Below are 17,322 nucleotides of genomic sequence, written 5' to 3' on the forward strand. Positions count from 1 at the left end.
CGGGGCTGAAGCCGCCGACCTACGAATACCGCGCCCCGTAGGTCAGCTTCAGCTCCGACAATGCTGGCTCCGGCACTGGCCCATGTCGGGGCTGAAGCCGCCGACCTACGAATACCGCGCCCCGTAGGTCGGCAGCTTCAGCTCCGACAATGTTGGCTCCGGCACTGGCCCATGTCGGGGCTGAAGCCGCCGACCTACGAATACCGCGCCCCGTAGGTCGACAGCTTCAGCTACGACAATGCTGGCTCCGGCACTGGCCCATGTCGGGGCTGAAGCCGCCGAGCTACAAACAGCGCGCCCCGTAGGTCGGTACTCGCAGAGTCCGACGTTGATACTCACCAGCGCTGCTGGCTGAGTTCATCAAACAGCTGCGCGTAAATGCGGTGCCTGCGCACGCTGATGGTGCCGGGGTGCTCGGCGGTTTCGACCTGCGCCAGCACAGCGCATCCGGGCTCGTGCAAATGCGTGCAGTTGTAGAACTTGCAGCCCCCCAAATGCTGGCGCAAATCGGGCATGCAGTCAGCCAAGCGGGTGGGCTCAATGTGGTGCAAGCCAAATTCCTGAAAGCCAGGAGAATCGATCAAGGCCGTCCGAGCAGCGCCATCTTCAGCAGACCCATCCAGCGCGGGCACCCAGTACCAACGCGTGCTGGTCGTGGTGTGCTTGCCCGAGTTGAGCGCCAGCGAAATCTCACCCGTCTCGACCAGCGCATCGGGCACCAAGCGGTTGATCAGCGTGCTTTTGCCACTGCCCGACGGCCCCAGCACCAAAGTGGTCAGGCCCTGCAAATGCTTGCACAAGGCGGCCACGCCGTCGTCGGCTACTGGGCTGCGCGGGCTCAGGCTGATGGGCATGACGCTGTAGCCCATGGCGCGGTAAGGGGCCAGGCGCTCCCAAGCTTGGGCAAAGGGCTGAGCCAAATCACTCTTGTTGAGCGCGATGATGGGCGTGATGCGTTCGGCTTCGGCCGCCACCAAGGCGCGTGAGAGTTGGCTTTCTGAATATTCGGGGTCGGCGGCGATCAAGATCAGCACGCGGTCCAGATTGGCTGCAAAGGATTTGGTGCGGATTTCGTCTTGCCGGTAAAACAGGTTGCGGCGGTCTTGCAGTTTTTCGATGCTGCCTTCGTCGCCTGCGATTTGCCACAGCACCTGGTCGCCGACCACCACCTGGTTTTTCTTGCCCCGGGGGTGGCAAATCAGGCGTCGGCCTTCGGGCGTCTCCACCAAACAATGGCGGCCATAGGTGGCGACCACCAAGCCCGGCTCCAGATCGTGGGCCTGGGGCAAGGCCGGTCGTGTTTTGGGTTTGTTCATTCAGGCTTTTGCCGCTAACAAGGCGTCGGTCTGGGTGGCCGCCTCAAAATCGAGTCGGCTCAGGCCGCGCACATCGTGCGTGCTCCAGCGCACCACACAACGTTTGTAGGTCAACACCAGCTCGGGGTGGTGGTTGAGCTTTTCAGACAACCAGCCCACGCTGTTGACGAACAGCAGTGCGTGTGTGTGCTCGGCAAACTCAAAGGTCTTTTCAATGGCAATGTTGTCGCCATCGCCCGACAAGCCCCAACCCGAAATTTGGCTCAGTGCCATGATGATCTCGGTGGGCTTGAGAGCCCTCACTTCTGGGGTGCTCATGCGGTTTTCATCCTCAGCAAACGCTCGCTGGCCGGGGGGTGCGAGTAATAAAACTTCACATACCAAGGATCGGGCGTGAGGGTCGAGGCGTTGTCCTGGTACAGCTTGAGCAGGGCCGAAGACAAGTCTGCGCCCGGGGATTGCGAAACGGCATAGGCATCGGCCTCGAACTCTTGCTGGCGCGATCGCCAAGAAGACACGGGCGCAAAAAACAAAGTGAACACGGGCGTCACCAACATGAACAAAACCAGCGCCAGCGCATCGTTGCTGCCCGACAAATTGGGCATCACGCCCAAGCCTGTGTAAAACCAAACCTGCTGCGCCAACCAGCCCAGCAGCGCCAGACCGGCCAACGTCATGGCAAAACTGGTCACCATCATTTTCACGATGTGTTTGTGCTTGAAGTGGCCCAGCTCATGGGCCAGCACCGCTTCCATTTCAGCCGGGCTCAATTGCTTGAGCAAGGTGTCAAAAAACACCACTCGCTTGCTCGCCCCAAAGCCTGTGAAAAAAGCATTGGAGTGCGCCGAGCGGCGGCTGCCGTCCATCACAAAAAAACCTTTGGCGGTGAAGCCTGCGCGTTGCATCAGGCCCTGCACGCGGGCCTTGAGCGACTCGTCTTCCAAAGGCGTGAATTTGTTGAACAGCGGCATGATCACGTTGGGCGCAATGGCCATCAAAAACAACTGCCAGCCCACCAACACCCCCCAGGCCCACAGCCACCACCAGGAGCCCCCGGCTTGCATGAGCCACAGCACCACCCACAATAGCGGCAGGCCCAGCACCAAACCCAGCGCCAGGCCTTTGGCCATGTCGCCCAGCCACAAAGCGGGTGTGATCTTGTTGAAGCCAAAACGCTGCTCAACGCCAAAGGTTTGCATGAGCGACAGGGGCAATCCGATCAGACCGCCGACCAGCGTGAAGCCCAGCACCAGCGCGATTTGCTGCGCCATGCCCGGGCCCATCCAGCCCAACAGTACCTGGTTCAGCGCATCCAGGCCGCCCAGCAAGGTCCAGCCCAGCAAAACGGCGGCATCCAGCGCGATGTCGATTTGCGACAGACGCGCTTTGGCCAGGGTGTAATCGGCCGCTTTTTGGTGATCTGCCAAGTTCATGGTGTCGGCATAGGCTTGTGGCACCGCGCTTCGGTGGCGTGCCACATGCCGCACTTGGCGGGCATTGAGCCAAAATTTAAGCGCCACATGCGCCAGCAAAGCGAGCACCAGCGTCAAGGTCAAAGTCAGGGAAGGGTTCATCGGCGTATTGTAGAAGCGGCCTTGTCTGGCTGATGTTGGCAAGGGCTTGAGTCCACAGGGCCTTGGCATCATCCATGCATGCGCGCATGCCCATCGTTGGGCGATGAAGCTCGTGCGCATCAGCGACAATCCCCGCATGTCTGATGTGAACACCACCCCCCAAGAAGCGGCACAGCTGCCCAAGTCTGACCAAAACCTGGTCTGGATCGATTGTGAAATGACGGGCCTCGACCCCGAAAAAGAACGTCTGCTGGAGATCGCCGTGATCGTGACCGGGCCACACCTCACGCCCCGCATCGAAGGGCCTGTGCTGGTGATTCACCAAAGCGACGAGCTGCTCAACCAAATGGACAAGTGGAACAAGGGCACCCACGGCAAAAGCGGCTTGATCGACAAGGTCAAAGCCTCCACCACGAGCGAAGCCGATGCCGAAGAACAGATCCTGGCCTTTCTGAAAAAGTACCTGCCCAAGAGCGCCTCCCCCCTGTGCGGCAACACCATCAGTCAGGACCGTCGTTTTCTGGTCAAGTTCATGCCCAAGCTGGAAGCGTTTTTCCACTACCGCAATTTGGATGTGAGCACGCTCAAGGAACTGTCTCGCCGCTGGAAGCCCGAGGTGTATGCCAATTTCAAGAAGCAACAAAAGCACACCGCGCTGGCCGATGTGCACGAATCCATCGACGAATTGGCGCATTACCGCGAGCATTTCATCCGACTGTGATTTTTTTCAGGGAAAACCCTAGCGATTTGTACGCAGACGTGCCATAATCGCGGGCTTGCTGCATTTCAGGTGCAGCATTTCTTACATCTCCCTTCATGCCTTGACCCAAAGATAGGGTCACTCACAGCGGCCAGGCTCCACGCCCAGCGCCCCTCGCGAGCACCGTTTGATGGTTGATGTTTTTTCAACCTTGCGGTGCTAAGACCCTATGCAACAGTTTCCTGTTGGCGGTCGTTGTTCCGTGCGAGTTTTTTGATACACACATGACCGACACTTTGAACACAGTGCAGGACGACTTGTCGCCTGCCGAAATCACATCCATGGCCACCGAGTCGACTGCACAAGCTGCAGCAAGCAACTTGGCCCTTGAAATCATGGCCGCCGCAGCGGCCGAAATCACCCCCGAGCCAGCCGCTGAACTCACCCCTGAAGCAGCCGAAGAAGTGGAAGCCGTCGCCGACGTGCCCAATGGATTCATCGAACTGGGCCTGGCCCCCGAGCTGGTGCAGGCCGTGGCCGATCTGGGCTACACCCAGCCCACCGCCGTGCAATTGCGCGCCATTCCCCTGGCCCTGCCCACAGCCGGTGGCTCCAAGGACGGCAAGTCCAATGGCTACACCGACCTGATGGTCTCCAGCCAGACCGGCAGCGGCAAAACCGCCGCCTTCTTGCTGCCCGTGCTGCACACCCTGATCCAGCAAATGGCCGAACAAGAAGCGGCTGAACGCGCCGAATTCGAACAAGCCTGCGCCGACGCTGCCGCCAAGGGCGAGCCCGCCCCCAAGCGTGCCAAGCGCAAAGACCCCACCAACCCCCGCAACTTCAAGGCCCCCACGCCTGGTGCCCTGATCGTGTGCCCCACGCGTGAATTGGCCCAACAGGTGGCGCAAGACGCCATCGAATTGGTCAAGCACACACGCGGTCTGCGCGTGGCCAACGTGGTCGGCGGCATTCCTTACCAATTGCAGATTGCCAAGTTGCAAAACGCCAACCTGGTCGTGGCCACCCCCGGCCGTTTGCTCGACCTGCAGCGCTCCATGCAAATCAAGCTGGACCAAGTGCAATTTTTGGTGGTCGACGAAGCCGACCGCATGCTGGACCTGGGCTTCTCGGACGACCTGGCCGACATCAACGACCTGACCAGCCAGCGCCGCCAGACCATGATGTTCAGCGCCACCTTTGCGCCGCGCATTCAGCAACTGGCCATGCGCGTGATGCACGACGGTGGTTCTTCGGTCCAGAAAATCCAGATCGACAACCCGCAGGAAAAGCACAACAACATCAAGCAGGTGCTGTTTTGGGCCGACAACGCCCAACACAAGCGCCAGATGCTTGACCACTGGTTGCGTGACGCCACGATCGACCAGGCCATCGTGTTCTCCAGCACCCAAATCGAGTGCGACGGCTTGGCCGCTGACCTGCAACAAGACGGCTTCTCGGCTGTGGCCCTGCACGGTGCCTTGAGCCAAGGCATGCGCAACCGCCGCCTGATGGCGCTGCGCAATGGCCAGGTGCAAATCTTGGTGGCAACCGACGTGGCCGCTCGCGGCATCGACGTGCCCACTATCACCCACGTCTTCAACTTCGGCTTGCCGATGAAGGCCGAGGACTACACCCACCGCATTGGCCGCACAGGCCGCGCTGGTCGTGATGGCCTGGCCGTGACCTTTGCCGAAATCCGTGACCGCCGCAAGATCGGTGACATCGAGTCCTACACACGCCAGCCTTTCAAGGCCGAAGTGATTCCAGGCCTGGAGCCCAAAGTGCGCATGCCCGAAGCCCGCAAGCCCATGGGCCGTGGCGGTGACCGCTTTGGCGGCGAGCGCAACTACGCCAATGCAGGCGGTGGTTTCCGTGGCGGCCGTCCCGCCCCCGGTGGCCGCGACTTCGGTGGCAACCGTGATCGCGATGGCGGTGGCTTTGACAACCGCGCCCCGCGTGGCAACTTCCGCGACGAGCAGCCCCGGTTTGAGCAGCGCAGCGAACCCCGCTTCGATGCCCGCAAAGACGGTGGCCGTTTTGACGCCCCCCGTGGTGAACACCGCGGCGGTGACCGCTTTGAGCAGCGCGGCGCACCTGCCCACCCTTGGGACAAAGGCGACAGCCGCCCTGCCCCACGCCAAGACGCCCGCCAGGACGGTCCACGTCAAGGTGGCCGCTGGGAAGACCGTGGCGGTGACAACCGCAACGCCACCCGCCCAGCCCCTCGCGGCGCAGCCGGTGACAAGTTCGCCCGTGGCCCCAAGCAGTTCGGTGCCAGCAACTTCAAACCCCACGCTGCAGGCGAAGGCCCTGCGGGCAAGCGCGGTGGCACACGCGTGCTGAAAATCACACGCGGCTGAGATGGGGCGGGCTGGGCTTTAAACAGCCCCGTTCGTTGACAATCTGCTTCAGTCAAAAGGCCTTGCGCTCACGCGCAAGGCCTTTTTTTTGTGTGCATCCCCAAGGGGCGAAGAGATCAGAGGGGTCACACCTCGGGCACTGCAAGTGCCGCCCCAGACAAGACGTCTGCGCTGATGTGAAACTCGATAGTCAGAGCGCCCGTCAGATCAGTGGGTATGCACAAAAGCACTGACCAGCATCACCATGCCCATGCCCAGCGCCAGCCACATGACTTGTGCCGCCGTCTCGCGGGCCGTCAGGCGTTTTTGCAGTTGAGGAATCAAGTCAGCCAAGGCCACATAAACGAAACTGCTGCTGGCCACCACCAAAAAATAAGGCAGTCCATCGTGCAAGGCATCCACCAGCACATAACCCACTGCGCCACCCAAGGCCGTGATGGCACCGGCCATCGACACTTTGAGCACCGCGGCCTGACGGTTGCCACTGCCTTCACGCAACACCACCAGATCACCCACGTGGTGCGGCACTTCGTGGGCCAGCACGGCCAGCGCCGCCAGCCAGCCTAAATGCATGTCTGCCATGAAAGCAGAGGCAATCAAGATGCCATCGCCAAAACAATGCACGCTGTCGCCTGCCAACACCGCCCACTGACCGACGGGGCCTCGGCTTGGGGTGTGGGTGTGGTGGGCATGACTGGGGTGATCTTCTTCAGCATGAAGGTGCCCTGCTGAGTGGTGTCCATGCTGATGGTTGTGTTCATGCCCGTGGTGCCACAACTCGGCCTTGTCGAGCAAAAAGAAGAACACCAAGCCCAAGAGCAAGGTCATGAACAAGGCATGCGCTTCGATGCCACTTTCAAAAGCCTCGGGCAGCAGATGCAAAAAAGCTGTTGCCAGCAAAGCGCCTGCAGCCAGGCTGAGCATGTGCTGCGTATAGCGGCTGATAACCCCAAAGCTCAACCAAGCCGCCAGCCAGACGCTGCCAATGCCCGCAACCAAAGTACCCAACAAAATCGCCAATAAAGTCATCTTTTTCCTAAGAGTGCACCGAGCACCCATCAAACAAACCGCCCCGAAGGGCGGCTGTTGCTTTTTCAAAATCAGGCCACGCCCTGGCGTTTGAGCCAAGTCAGCAATCGCTGCCAACCGTCCTCCGCTGCCGCTTTGCGATAGCTGGGACGGTAGTCGGCATGGAATGCATGCGGTGCATCAGGATAAACCACAAATTCACTGGTTTTGGCTGCGGCACTGCCTTGGGCCAAGGCTGCTTTCATCTTATCCACCGTGTCAAGCGCAATACCGGTATCGGCAGCCCCATAAAGCCCCAGCACCGGTGCCTTGATCTTGTCCACCAGATCGAGCGGATGACTGGGCGTTTGGGCAGTTGCAGCCCCCACCAAGCGGCCATACCAAGCCACGCTGGCTTTGAGTTTGGGCTGGTGCGCAGCATACAACCACGCAATGCGCCCGCCCCAGCAAAAACCGGTAATGGCCAGTTTTTGGGTATCGCCGCCGTTTGCGCCCGCCCAGGCCATCGTCGCGTCCAAATCAGCCATCACCTGGGCATCGGGCACTTTGGAAATCACCTCCGCTTGCAGTTTGGCAATTTCGCCATATGAGCTGGGGTCGCCCTGACGCACAAACAACTCGGGGGCAATCGCCATGTAGCCTGCCTGCGCCAGGCGGCGTGTGACATCGGCAATGTATTCATGCACGCCAAAAATTTCGGAAATCACCAGCACCACCGGCAAGCCTGTTTTGCCAGCGGGGGCGCTGCGGTAAGCAGGCATCTTGAAACCATTGACATCAATGGTCACCTCGCCCGAAACCAGCCCGGCAGCCGGTGTTTTGATGGCCGTTTGCGCCATGACAGGCGCCGCAGCCGCTGCATAACCCACGCCCAAAGCCGCTTGCAAGGCCAAGCGGCGGGTGGCCCCGGAAGATTCGATGCGGCCTCCCAGCAAAGCCTGCGTGTCATTCATCAGATCATGGTTCACTGTGTGTCTCCTGTGATTTCGGTCAAAAAAGGGGCATCTTTGCACAGACCTCGCCATCTTGCTGTGCTCTGGAATTCAGCCAGTCACCACCGAATGAAAGAACAGATCTTTCCAGTGGTTCATGGGTGTTGTTGCAACAGCCACAACAATCCACTGAGGGTAAAAAAAGAACCCACAGTGGTCACCAGCAAGGCAGCAGCGCTGATCGCACCGTGTCCGTGGCGCTGACTCAAAACAGTGTAGATGCCCAGCATGGGCAAGGCCCCTGTGAGCAATGCCGCCGAGCGCAAGGCCGGATCAGCAATGGGCACCAGCCAAGCCAGTACGGCCCACATGGCCAGGGGGTGCAGGAGTAATTTGCCGACAGCGATTTGGGACACCGTGCCCTTGAGTCCATCAGCTTTAAGACCTACCAGCGCGCCGCCAATCACAAACAAGGACAAAACCGCGCTGGCCTGTGCAAACAGGTTGATCGTGCGTCCCAGCACTGCCGGCAGGGTCCAGCCCGACCAGGAAAACACAAACCCACCAACGATGCCCCAGATCATCGGGTTCTTCACCAGGTTCGTGAGCGTTTGCCGCAGCACCTGTTTCCATTGCCCACGCTGGCCGTCTACTGAATCGGCCACAGCCAACAACACCGGGATCATCAGCAGGTTTTCCACGATCATGTTCAGCGCCAGCGCCACACCGGCCACGGGACCAAAGCTCAACAAGATGATCGGATAGCCCACAAAACCACTGTTGGGGCACGACATACCCATGGCCATCATGCTGCTGTAGCTCAGGCTGTGCCCCAGCACCTTGCGGGCCCAAAACAGCCCCCCCAAAATCATCACCATCGAGCCCAGCGCATAAGCCAGCAAGTAGTCGGCATTGAGGATTTCGCCCAGACTGCGCTGCGACAAGGCATTGAACAGCAAAGCGGGCAAAGCGAGGTTGAGGGTGAACTTGCCAAACACTTGCATGTCGGCCTTGGCAAACATGCCCTGGCGGGTGAACACATAACCCAGCGCTATGACCAGGTAAATCGGGCCGGTGATGCCCAAAATTTGCAAAATGGCGTTCATGGTTCAGTCAAGTCTGTGCTGGTGCCCAGCACATGCATGGGCAATGGCTGAGGGTCTGACAACGACAAGCCAGTCCCGTATCGCTGGCGCAAGAGCAGTGGACGCAGAGGGCTTGGCGCGTAAACCGAAACAAAAAAGACGCAAAGAAGGATGAAGAAGAAGGCCATCCCCCCGGGCTTTGCGCATCACAAATCCAGCACCAAGCTTGCCGTCTGACTGCGAGAGCAGCAAATCAGCATCTGGGTGTTGGCAGCTTGCTCTTCGGGGGTGAGGTAGCTGTCCCAATGGTCGGGTGTGCCCGCCACCACGTTTGTCAGGCAAGTGCCGCAGATGCCTTCCGAGCAAGAAAACGGCACGTCATGCCCGGCGTCTTGCAGCGCTTTCAAAATGGACTGGTCTTTGCTGATCTGCAAAATTTGGCCGCTCTTTTGCAACTGCACTTCAAAACGGCCATCGGCTGCGATCGGGGTTTGGGTCAGGTCTGTGGTGTTCATGCGGTGACGACGGGGGTGTTTTCCAAGGCCAGAAAACGCTCGATGATACGGCGAGACTGCACACCACCGGAGTCGATGTTGAGCATCAAGAGTTTGCGGTCTGGCCATTGGCTGATGTTCGCTTGCTGAAGTTGCAGCATTTCCATGTCTTCGTTGAAGATGCCGCCTTGGCCCGCACGGATCTTGGCGGTCAGCTCAGCATCGTGCGGCTTGAACTGGCGTGCCATGCCCCAGTGGTACCAGTGGGAGGTCTCGGTCTCGGGGGTGATGAAGTCCACCACCACGCTGTAGGCCTTGTGTTCGGGCGCGGCGTCAAATCCGCCCTTGCCTGCCAGTGCCACGCCCACGTCGATCATGATGTGACTGGGCGGCGTGAAGCGGCAGATTTGCCAGCGGTCCACCTTGGCCTGCGGGTCCAGACCATTGGCGCTCATGGCCATTTGCCAAAACGGTGGTGCCTGAATACCCGTCATGTGGCGCTGCAAAACGACCTGGTCACCCGCCACCGTGGTGGTGCAAGGCGCCTCGTCGATCTCGGGCTGGCCGATGCTGTTGGCGTGCACATAGGTCTCGTGCGTCAGGTCCATCAGGTTGTCGATCATCAATCGGTAATCGGCCTTGACGTGGTAGAGCCCACCGCCATAGGCCCAGGTGGGGTTTTCAAAAAATTCGAACACCGGCATCTTCGATTCTTCGACCTTGGAGGGGTCACCCGGCCAGACCCAGACAAAGCCATAGCGCTCAACCACGGCAAACGCTTTGATGGCCGGAAAGCCGCGCACGCGCTGGCCGGGCATCTGCACGGTTTTGCCATCCGTGCCCATTTCCAAGCCGTGGTAGCCGCACTGCAAATGGCCTTTGCACACCTTGCCCAGCGACAAGGGCGCGCCCCGGTGCGGGCAAAAATCTTCCACCGCCGCCACACGGCCGTCCGGGCCTTTGAAGAAGGCCATTTTTTCGTTGCAAATGGTGCGGCCCAGCGGCTTGTCGCCCAGGGCTTCGAGTTCGCTCAAGGCGCAGGCCACATACCAGGTATTTTTGATGAACATCTTGTCCTCTCTTGTTCAAAACTCTTCTTCAAAGCGCTCGTTCAAAGCTTGCGGGCCACGCCCAGCAGGCTGTCCAGCAGATCTGGGTTCTCTCGCAGCGTGTCGGCATCGCTGGCGTGCACCACCCTCCCGTGGTCCAACACCACCGCGCGGTGACTGATCTTCAAAATCGCTTGCGGGTGCTGCTCCACGATGATGGCCGACAGGCCCTCTTCGCGGGTGATGCGGGCAATGGCACGCAGCAGCTCTTCCACGATGATTGGTGCCAAGCCTTCGAGGGGCTCGTCCAGCAAGAGCAAGCGCGGGTTGAGCACCAGCGCCCGGCCTACGGCCAACATCTGCTGCTCACCGCCCGACAACTGCGTGCCCAGATTGGTTTTGCGCTCGGCCAAACGCGGGAACAACTCGTACACGCGCTCGGGCGTCCAAGCGCGGCTGCCATGCCAATGGCGCCCAGGCCGTTGGACTGCGGTCAGGTTTTCCTGCACCGTGAGCGATTTGAAAATGTTGCGCTCTTGCGGCACCCAGCCAATCCCAGCGGCCGCCCGCTCGTGCGAAGGCAAGGTGTGCAGCGCTTGGCCGCCCAGAAAGATTTGCCCGCCGTGCTGACGCGTGGCCCCGGCCAAAGTGTCCATGAGCGTGGTTTTGCCAGTGCCGTTGCGGCCCAACAAGGCCAAGGTTTCGCCTTCGCCCAGCGACAGGCTGATGTCGTTCAGCACCACGGCTTCACCGTAACCGGCGCTCAATTGCTCGACTTGCAGCAATGTCGTCATAAAAAGCCCTCATCTGTAGGAGCCAGCCCTGCTGGCGATTCGGGGTTTGCGGTCCGCGGTCCATCGCTTGCAGGGCAAGCTCCTACACAAAGCAGATCAGCCATCGGCCATTGGCATTGCAGCAACGTCGTCATGCAGCAGAACCCCCTGTAGGAGCCAGCCCTGCTGGCGATTCGAGGTTTGTGGCCCGCGGTCCATCGCTTGCAGGGCAAGCTCCTACACAAAACAGATCAGCCATCGGCCCTTGGCATTTCAGCAACGTCTTCATGCAGCAGACCCCTCTGTAGGAGCCAGCCCTGCTGGCGATTCGGGGTTTGCGGTCCGCGGTCCATCGCTTGCAGGGCAAGCTCCTACACAAAACAGATCAGCCATCGGCCCTTGGCATTTCAGCAACGTCGTCATGCAGCAGCCCCCCTCTGTAGGAGCCAGCCCTGCTGGCGATTCGAGGTTTGCGGTCCGCAGCCTATCGCTTGCAGGGCAAGCTCCTACATGACAGTAGTCAGCCATGGACCACCTCCTCGCCATGCCCCAAATACACGGCCTTGACTTGCGGGTCGGCGGCGATCGCTTCGGGCGTGCCTTCGGTGAGCACCGCACCGTTGACCAACACGGTGATGCGGTCGGCAAATTCAAACACCAGGTCCATGTCGTGCTCGATCAGCAAGATCGACACTTCGGCGGGCAGCGCCGCCACGGTTTGCAAGAGCTCTTCGCGTTCGCCCGCAGGCACACCGGCCACCGGCTCGTCGAGCAGCAGCACCTTGGGCTCGCAGGCCAGCGCAATCGCCATCTCCAGCAAGCGGCGTTTGCCGTAGGCCAAATGCTCGGTGCGCTGGTGCATGACTTCAGTCAGGCGAAACAATTCAAGCAAAGCTTCGCAGCGCTCGACCACGGCGGTGTCTTGCCCCAGCTTTTGCCACCAACGCCCGCCCAAGCCGCGCTGCTGCGACACCACCATGGCCAGCGTTTGCAAAGGCGTCATGCTGGCAAACAGCTGGTTGATCTGAAAAGTGCGCACCATGCCTCGGCGCACCCGCAGGTGCGGCGCGAGCTGGCTGATGTCAACGCCGAGCAACTCAATGCGGCCCGAGGTGGGCGGCAAGACGCCGGTGAACAAATTGATGAGCGTGGTCTTGCCCGCGCCGTTGGGGCCGATCAGCGCATGGCGGGCGCCCAGACGCAGCTCCAGATTCACGTTGTCGGTGGCAGTGATGCCACCGAATTGTTTGACGAGTCCCTGGGCCTTCAAGACGACGGGTGCGTTCATCACAGCTTGATTCATAGCGCACCACCTTTCTGATCCGCAGTGCGGCCAAACCACCGCCAAGGGCGAATCAAACGCTCACGCCCGACCATGACCAGCACCACCAAAAACAGGCCGATCCAAAACGTCCAGTACTGTGGCGTGATGCCCGCGATCACGTCGTGCATGAGCTTGAACACCACCGCGCCGACCACCCCGCCATACAGCCAACCCACACCACCGATGACCAGCATCAGCATCACGTCGGCCGAACGCTCCAAAGCAAACACATCCAGCGATGCAAAGCCCGTGGTCTGCGCCATCAAGGCCCCTGCAGCGCCAGCCAATGCGGCGGCCACGGTGTAGACCACGGCCAGACGGTTGTGCACCGGAATGCCAATGGCCATGGCCCGCAGCGGGTTGTCGCGCACCGCCATGAGCGTGGCGCCCCAGGGCGAATGCACCCAGCGCCGCGCCAGCACAAACAAAATCAGCAACACCGTCAGCGAATACCAGGCCGCAGTCTGGCCATACAAATCAAATTCAAAACGGCCCAGCACCGGACCCATCATCACGCCCTGCAAACCGTCCGAGCCGCCCGTCAGCCAGTCCAGCTTGTTGGCCAGCTCCATCAAAATCAACGCCATGCCCAGCGTGACCATGAGCCGCGTCAGGTCGGTGCCGCGCAAGATGGTGAGCGAGCAGGCCGCGCCCAGCAGCGTGGCGCAAAAGGTGCCAAACAAGAGGCCGACCACGGGGTCGGGCATCACATGCTTGGCAAACAAGGCCGAGGCATAAGCTCCAAAACCCAAAAACGCCGCATGGCCCAGCGACACGATGCCGGTGTAGCCCAGCACCAGATCGAGCGACACGGCGAACAAAGCGACGATGGCGACCTCGTTGACGATCAGCGCTTGGCCCGGCACCAGCAGGGGCAAGGCAAACGCCACCAGCCAAACCAAAGGCTCCCAGCCGCGCATGCGGGCAGAGGATAAAAGTTGTTGACGAGCATCCATGGGTTTGTTCATGTCAGCGACCTCCCTTGCGCACAAACAGCCCTTGCGGACGCCAGATCAAAATCGCGATCATCAGCGAGTACACGATGAAGGAACCGAGCTTGGGCATGTAGTACTTGCCCGCCACATCGGCAATACCCAAGAGCAGCGCCGCCCACAACGGCCCGGTGATGGACGAGGTGCCGCCCACGGCCACCACGATCAAAAAGTACACCATGAACTTGAGCGGAAAGGTCGGGTCCAAGCCCAGCACTTCAGCGCCCAGCGCCCCGCCCAAGCCGGCCAGGCCCGAGCCCACGGCAAAGGTGGCGGCAAAGATCAAATTGACGCGGATGCCCAGCCCTGCGGCCACGCGGGCATCGTCCACACTGGCCCGCAAGCGGCTGCCAAAGCGGGTTTTGGCCAAGATGAATTGCAATCCCACGGTGAGCGCTGCGCACACCGCGATGATGAACAGGCGGTAGTGGCCCATGCCCAAGGCGCCGTCCCACAACTCGGTGCGGCCCCGCAGCCAATCGGGCAACTGCATGATCTGCTGCTGCGAGCCCATCAAATAGTCCACACTGGCCACCGACATGAAAGCCAGACCGATCGAAAACAAAACCTGATCGAGGTGGGGCTTCTTGTACATGTGCCGGTACAGCGTGCGCTCCAGCACCGCCCCCAGCAAAGCCGTGGCCACAAAGGCCAGCGGCAGGCACCACAAAAAAGGCAGCTCAAAGCGCTGCATCAGCACCACCGTGAGGTAGCCACCCGCCATGGCAAAAGCGCCATGCGCCAGGTTGATGAAGTTCATCAAGCCCATGGTCACGGACAGGCCCACGGCCAAGATGAAGAGCAACATGCCGTAGGCGATGCCGTCGAAAAGAATGGTCAACATGGTCGATTACCGGGGGTTCGCGGGGTCATTTCAAAAATCAGACAGGGGTGCACGAAAAACTGGATTGCCGCGCTTCGCTCGCAATGACGGGATACAGACTCCTTGTGACACGAAGAACTGGATTGCCGCGCTTCGCTCGCAATGACGGGATAGAGCCTCCTTGTGACACGAAGAACTGGATTGCCACGCTTCGCTCGCAATGACGGGTACAGACTCCTTGTGACACGAAGAACTGGATTGCCGCGCTTCGCTCGCAATGACGGGATAGAGCCGCCTTGTGACACGAAGAACTGGATTGCCGCGCTTCGCTCGCAATGACGGGATAGAGCCGCCTTGTGACATGAAGAACTGGATTGCCGCGCTTCGCTCGCAATGACGGGATAGAGCCTCCTTGTGACATGAAGAACTGGATTGACGCGCTTCGCTCGCAATGACGGGATACAGACTCCTTGTGACACGAAGAACTGGATTGACGCGCTTCGCTCGCATTGACGGGGCAAGCGATCGCAATGACGGGGAAATCGTCATTGCGAGGAGCGAAGCGACGTGGCAATCCAGTTCATGCAAACCACGAGCGCATCACTGCGCTCAACAGCCGTTTACCGACTCTTGCCCGGGTCTTTCACGTCCTTGATGGTCGCGAATTCCTGGTTGAACAACTGCCCCCCCACCTTCTCCACCTTGCGGATGTAGATGTTGTGCACCACGTCGCGGGTTTGCGCGTCGATGAACATGGGGCCACGGGGGCTCTCAAACACTTGGCCTTTCATCGCGTCGAGCAAAGCCTCGCCGCCTGCGCCTTTACTGGCCTTGGCCGCTTCGTAGATCACGCGCATGCCGTCATAACCGCCCACGGCCATGAAGTTGGGACGCAGGCCGTTGTTGGCCTTTTCAAAAGCCGCCACGAACTTCTTGTTCAGAGCCGAGTTGTGCGAGGCCGAATAGTGGTGCGAAGTCACCACGCCGTTGGCCACATCGCCCATGCTGTTCAAGATGTCGTCATCGGTGATGTCACCGGTGCCGATCAGCTTGATGCCCGCCTTGTCCATGCCGCGCTCGGCAAACTGTTTCATCAAGGCCGCGCCTGCGCCCGAGGGCACGAACACATAAACCGCGTCGGGCTTCAAGTCACGCACTTTTTGCAGGAAAGGCGCGAAGTCGGGGTTGCGCATGGGCACGCGCAGGCTGTCGAGCACCTGGCCTCCGTTGAACAACAAACGGTCTTTGAAGAACTTCTCGGCGTCGATGCCGGGGCCGTAATCGGACACCAAGGTCACCACTTTCTTGATGCCGTTGTTGGGCGCCCAGTCGGCAATGGCCACGGCCGCTTGCGGCAGCGTGAAGCTGGTGCGCACGATGAAGGGCGAGGCTTGCGTGATGGCGGAGGTGGCTGCGGCCATCACCACCATGGGGGTTTTGGACTGCGTGGCAATCGGAGCGGTCGCAAAGGCCAGCGGTGTCAAACCAAAGCCCGCCAGCACGCTGACTTTTTCATTGACCACCATCTCTTGCGCCAAGCGCTTGGTCACGTCAGCAGCGCTGGTGTCGTCTTTCACGATCAGCTCGACTTTTTTGCCCGCCACCATGTCCCCGTTTTGCGCGATGTACAGGCGGGCTGCAGCTTCGATCTGCTTACCGGTGGAGGCAAACGGACCGGTCATGGGCAAGATCAGGCCGATCTTGAATTTGTCTTGCGCCATCGCCGTGGAGGCGGTCATGGCCAGGGTCGCGCAAGCGATGGCGCTCAAAAATTGACGTTTGTGCATGCTCTGTCTCCTCGTTAAAAATCTGAATTCAGGAAGGTCTGATGAGTTGCACACCGGGCGTGCCCGATGCCGCAGGGTTCCGTAAGGCCAGCTGCATGTGTTGCCGGGCAATGCGCGAGTGTTCGCGCATGAGGGCTTCGGCCCGCCCGGCTTCACGCCGCTCAATGGCGTCCAACACCTGGCGGTGCTGGTGCTGCGCCACCACCAGGGTGTCGCGCGCTTGACTGTCATGGATGTGCACGCCCACAAAACCAGAGGCCGAGGCAAAAGGCAAGCTCGAGGCCCGTTCAATCTCACGGGCCAGCACCGCACTGTCGGCCATCTCGGACAACTGCTTGTGGAACTGACCATTGAGCTCGACGTAGGCAGAAAACGTCTCGTCGTCCAAGGCCGAGGCACGCAGCACCGCGTCAATCTGGTCCAGGCACAACCGCGCTTGCTGGATCAAGGCAGGGCGCACACCCCGCTCGGCGGCCAGGCGGGCGGCCAAGCCTTCCAGCGTGCCGCGCAGTTCAATCGCATCGGCCACTTCGCGTTCAGAAAAAGTGCGCACCGCATAGCCACCACCGGGCAGCGGCTCCAGCAAACCCTCTTGTTTGAGGTGCATCAGCGCGGCGCGAATGGGCGTGCGCGACATGCCCAGGCGATCGACCAACGCCAACTCGGCAATGCGGGCACCCGAGGGCAAATCGCCCGCCAAAATCCATTCACGCAGGCGCTGCTGGGCCTTGACGGCTTGCGAGCCGCCTGCTTCGGCCAAGTCGGTATCCACAGTGCGAACGGGTGATGTGCTCATGAGCAAGTGGGTGAGAGTTCAACGGATTAAATCACCGATACCACGATCAATGTATACAGAAAACCCTTGAAACCTTGTTTTTTGCTCAGGTTTTAAGCAATTTAAGGCGTTAATGTATCCAAAGAGACAGGCAGGCATTTGGCTTCCAAGCGATCGCCTACGCCTCAGATCGCCAGCAGGGCTGGCTCCTACAAACAACCCCTCCTGTAGGAGCTTGCCCTGCAAGCGATAGCCCACACCCCGCATCGCCAGCAGGGCTGGCTCCTACAAACATCGCCCCTGTAG

16 protein-coding genes are annotated in these 17,322 nt (G+C 60.3%); 2 read left to right on the top strand and 14 right to left on the bottom strand.

The features are described 5' to 3' along the window. Positions 1-335 precede the first annotated feature (335 nt). Genes rsgA through H663_RS38275 form a run of 3 tightly spaced genes read right to left on the bottom strand, consistent with a single transcriptional unit; the run spans position 336 to position 2,890 of the window. Positions 336-1,316 carry a ribosome small subunit-dependent GTPase A gene (gene rsgA, locus H663_RS38265; RefSeq protein WP_053170155.1) on the bottom strand — a complete coding sequence of 327 codons (981 nt, stop codon included), beginning with the start codon at positions 1,314-1,316 and terminating at the stop codon, positions 336-338. Then, the gene (locus tag H663_RS38270; protein WP_053170158.1) at positions 1,317-1,634 is read right to left on the bottom strand and encodes a 4a-hydroxytetrahydrobiopterin dehydratase; all 318 of its coding nucleotides are present in this window, start codon (positions 1,632-1,634) and stop codon (positions 1,317-1,319) included. Beyond that, the gene (locus H663_RS38275) at positions 1,631-2,890 is read right to left on the bottom strand and encodes a M48 family metallopeptidase (RefSeq protein WP_053170160.1); all 1,260 of its coding nucleotides are present in this window, start codon (positions 2,888-2,890) and stop codon (positions 1,631-1,633) included. The genes H663_RS38270 and H663_RS38275 overlap by 4 nt, the downstream gene beginning before the upstream one ends. A 136-nt stretch (positions 2,891-3,026) precedes the next feature. Here H663_RS38275 and orn point away from each other — a divergent pair, with 136 nt between their 5' ends. Beyond that, positions 3,027-3,611, top strand: a complete 585-nt coding sequence (gene orn / locus H663_RS38280) for an oligoribonuclease (protein ID WP_053171501.1) — start codon at positions 3,027-3,029, stop codon at positions 3,609-3,611. Positions 3,612-3,874: 263 nt separating this feature from the next. Then, complete coding sequence (locus tag H663_RS38285) at positions 3,875-5,953, top strand: DEAD/DEAH box helicase (protein ID WP_053170162.1); 2,079 nt, start codon at positions 3,875-3,877, stop codon at positions 5,951-5,953. A gap of 207 nt (positions 5,954-6,160) precedes the next feature. On the opposite strand, the gene H663_RS38290 is transcribed toward H663_RS38285, so the two are convergent. From H663_RS38290 to H663_RS38340, 11 genes are all read right to left on the bottom strand, one after another. After that, a complete protein-coding gene (locus H663_RS38290; RefSeq protein ID WP_053170164.1) occupies positions 6,161-6,982 on the bottom strand; it encodes a ZIP family metal transporter in 822 nt (273 codons plus the stop codon). A gap of 71 nt (positions 6,983-7,053) precedes the next feature. Beyond that, complete coding sequence (locus H663_RS38295; RefSeq protein WP_240620576.1) at positions 7,054-7,935, bottom strand: dienelactone hydrolase family protein; 882 nt, start codon at positions 7,933-7,935, stop codon at positions 7,054-7,056. A gap of 134 nt (positions 7,936-8,069) precedes the next feature. After that, the gene (locus H663_RS38300; protein WP_053170168.1) at positions 8,070-9,020 is read right to left on the bottom strand and encodes an AEC family transporter; all 951 of its coding nucleotides are present in this window, start codon (positions 9,018-9,020) and stop codon (positions 8,070-8,072) included. A 185-nt stretch (positions 9,021-9,205) separates the two neighbouring features. Next, positions 9,206-9,514 (bottom strand): 2Fe-2S iron-sulfur cluster-binding protein, encoded by a 309-nt coding sequence (locus H663_RS38305; protein WP_053170170.1) that lies wholly within the window; start codon positions 9,512-9,514, stop codon positions 9,206-9,208. Beyond that, the gene (locus H663_RS38310) at positions 9,511-10,563 is read right to left on the bottom strand and encodes an aromatic ring-hydroxylating oxygenase subunit alpha (protein WP_053170171.1); all 1,053 of its coding nucleotides are present in this window, start codon (positions 10,561-10,563) and stop codon (positions 9,511-9,513) included. Before H663_RS38310 ends, H663_RS38305 begins: the two co-directional genes overlap by 4 nt. Positions 10,564-10,604: 41 nt before the next feature. Next, positions 10,605-11,336: an ABC transporter ATP-binding protein gene (locus tag H663_RS38315; RefSeq protein ID WP_053170173.1), complete on the bottom strand. Its 732-nt coding sequence runs from the start codon at positions 11,334-11,336 to the stop codon at positions 10,605-10,607. A 499-nt stretch (positions 11,337-11,835) separates the two neighbouring features. Then, positions 11,836-12,603 (bottom strand): ABC transporter ATP-binding protein, encoded by a 768-nt coding sequence (locus H663_RS38320; RefSeq protein ID WP_240620574.1) that lies wholly within the window; start codon positions 12,601-12,603, stop codon positions 11,836-11,838. Between the two features lie 11 nt (positions 12,604-12,614). Beyond that, a complete protein-coding gene (locus tag H663_RS38325; RefSeq protein WP_053171503.1) occupies positions 12,615-13,595 on the bottom strand; it encodes a branched-chain amino acid ABC transporter permease in 981 nt (326 codons plus the stop codon). A gap of 13 nt (positions 13,596-13,608) precedes the next feature. After that, positions 13,609-14,475: a branched-chain amino acid ABC transporter permease gene (locus tag H663_RS38330; RefSeq protein WP_053170177.1), complete on the bottom strand. Its 867-nt coding sequence runs from the start codon at positions 14,473-14,475 to the stop codon at positions 13,609-13,611. A gap of 599 nt (positions 14,476-15,074) precedes the next feature. Beyond that, positions 15,075-16,241 (bottom strand): ABC transporter substrate-binding protein, encoded by a 1,167-nt coding sequence (locus H663_RS38335; RefSeq protein ID WP_053170179.1) that lies wholly within the window; start codon positions 16,239-16,241, stop codon positions 15,075-15,077. Positions 16,242-16,269: 28 nt separating this feature from the next. Further along, positions 16,270-17,037 carry a GntR family transcriptional regulator gene (locus H663_RS38340; RefSeq protein ID WP_053170181.1) on the bottom strand — a complete coding sequence of 256 codons (768 nt, stop codon included), beginning with the start codon at positions 17,035-17,037 and terminating at the stop codon, positions 16,270-16,272. Positions 17,038-17,322: the final 285 nt, after the last annotated feature.

The organism is Limnohabitans planktonicus II-D5, assembly GCF_001270065.2.
In the GTDB taxonomy this organism is placed as follows: domain Bacteria; phylum Pseudomonadota; class Gammaproteobacteria; order Burkholderiales; family Burkholderiaceae_C; genus Limnohabitans_A; species Limnohabitans_A planktonicus.

Bases quoted from the DNA above. Each gene is read 5' to 3' on its own strand.
- H663_RS38295 (WP_240620576.1), bottom strand. From the start codon at position 7,935: ATGAATGACACGCAGGCTTTGCTGGGAGGCCGCATCGAATCTTCCGGG.
- H663_RS38320 (WP_240620574.1), bottom strand. From the start codon at position 12,603: ATGAACGCACCCGTCGTCTTGAAGGCCCAGGGACTCGTCAAACAATTC.
- H663_RS38340 (WP_053170181.1), bottom strand. From the start codon at position 17,037: ATGAGCACATCACCCGTTCGCACTGTGGATACCGACTTGGCCGAAGCA.
- H663_RS38290 (WP_053170164.1), bottom strand. From the start codon at position 6,982: ATGACTTTATTGGCGATTTTGTTGGGTACTTTGGTTGCGGGCATTGGC.
- H663_RS38335 (WP_053170179.1), bottom strand. From the start codon at position 16,241: ATGCACAAACGTCAATTTTTGAGCGCCATCGCTTGCGCGACCCTGGCC.
- H663_RS38330 (WP_053170177.1), bottom strand. From the start codon at position 14,475: ATGTTGACCATTCTTTTCGACGGCATCGCCTACGGCATGTTGCTCTTC.
- rsgA (WP_053170155.1), bottom strand. From the start codon at position 1,316: ATGAACAAACCCAAAACACGACCGGCCTTGCCCCAGGCCCACGATCTG.
- H663_RS38270 (WP_053170158.1), bottom strand. From the start codon at position 1,634: ATGAGCACCCCAGAAGTGAGGGCTCTCAAGCCCACCGAGATCATCATG.
- H663_RS38285 (WP_053170162.1), top strand. From the start codon at position 3,875: ATGACCGACACTTTGAACACAGTGCAGGACGACTTGTCGCCTGCCGAA.
- H663_RS38315 (WP_053170173.1), bottom strand. From the start codon at position 11,336: ATGACGACATTGCTGCAAGTCGAGCAATTGAGCGCCGGTTACGGTGAA.
- orn (WP_053171501.1), top strand. From the start codon at position 3,027: ATGTCTGATGTGAACACCACCCCCCAAGAAGCGGCACAGCTGCCCAAG.
- H663_RS38325 (WP_053171503.1), bottom strand. From the start codon at position 13,595: ATGGATGCTCGTCAACAACTTTTATCCTCTGCCCGCATGCGCGGCTGG.
- H663_RS38305 (WP_053170170.1), bottom strand. From the start codon at position 9,514: ATGAACACCACAGACCTGACCCAAACCCCGATCGCAGCCGATGGCCGT.
- H663_RS38300 (WP_053170168.1), bottom strand. From the start codon at position 9,020: ATGAACGCCATTTTGCAAATTTTGGGCATCACCGGCCCGATTTACCTG.
- H663_RS38310 (WP_053170171.1), bottom strand. From the start codon at position 10,563: ATGTTCATCAAAAATACCTGGTATGTGGCCTGCGCCTTGAGCGAACTC.
- H663_RS38275 (WP_053170160.1), bottom strand. From the start codon at position 2,890: ATGAACCCTTCCCTGACTTTGACCTTGACGCTGGTGCTCGCTTTGCTG.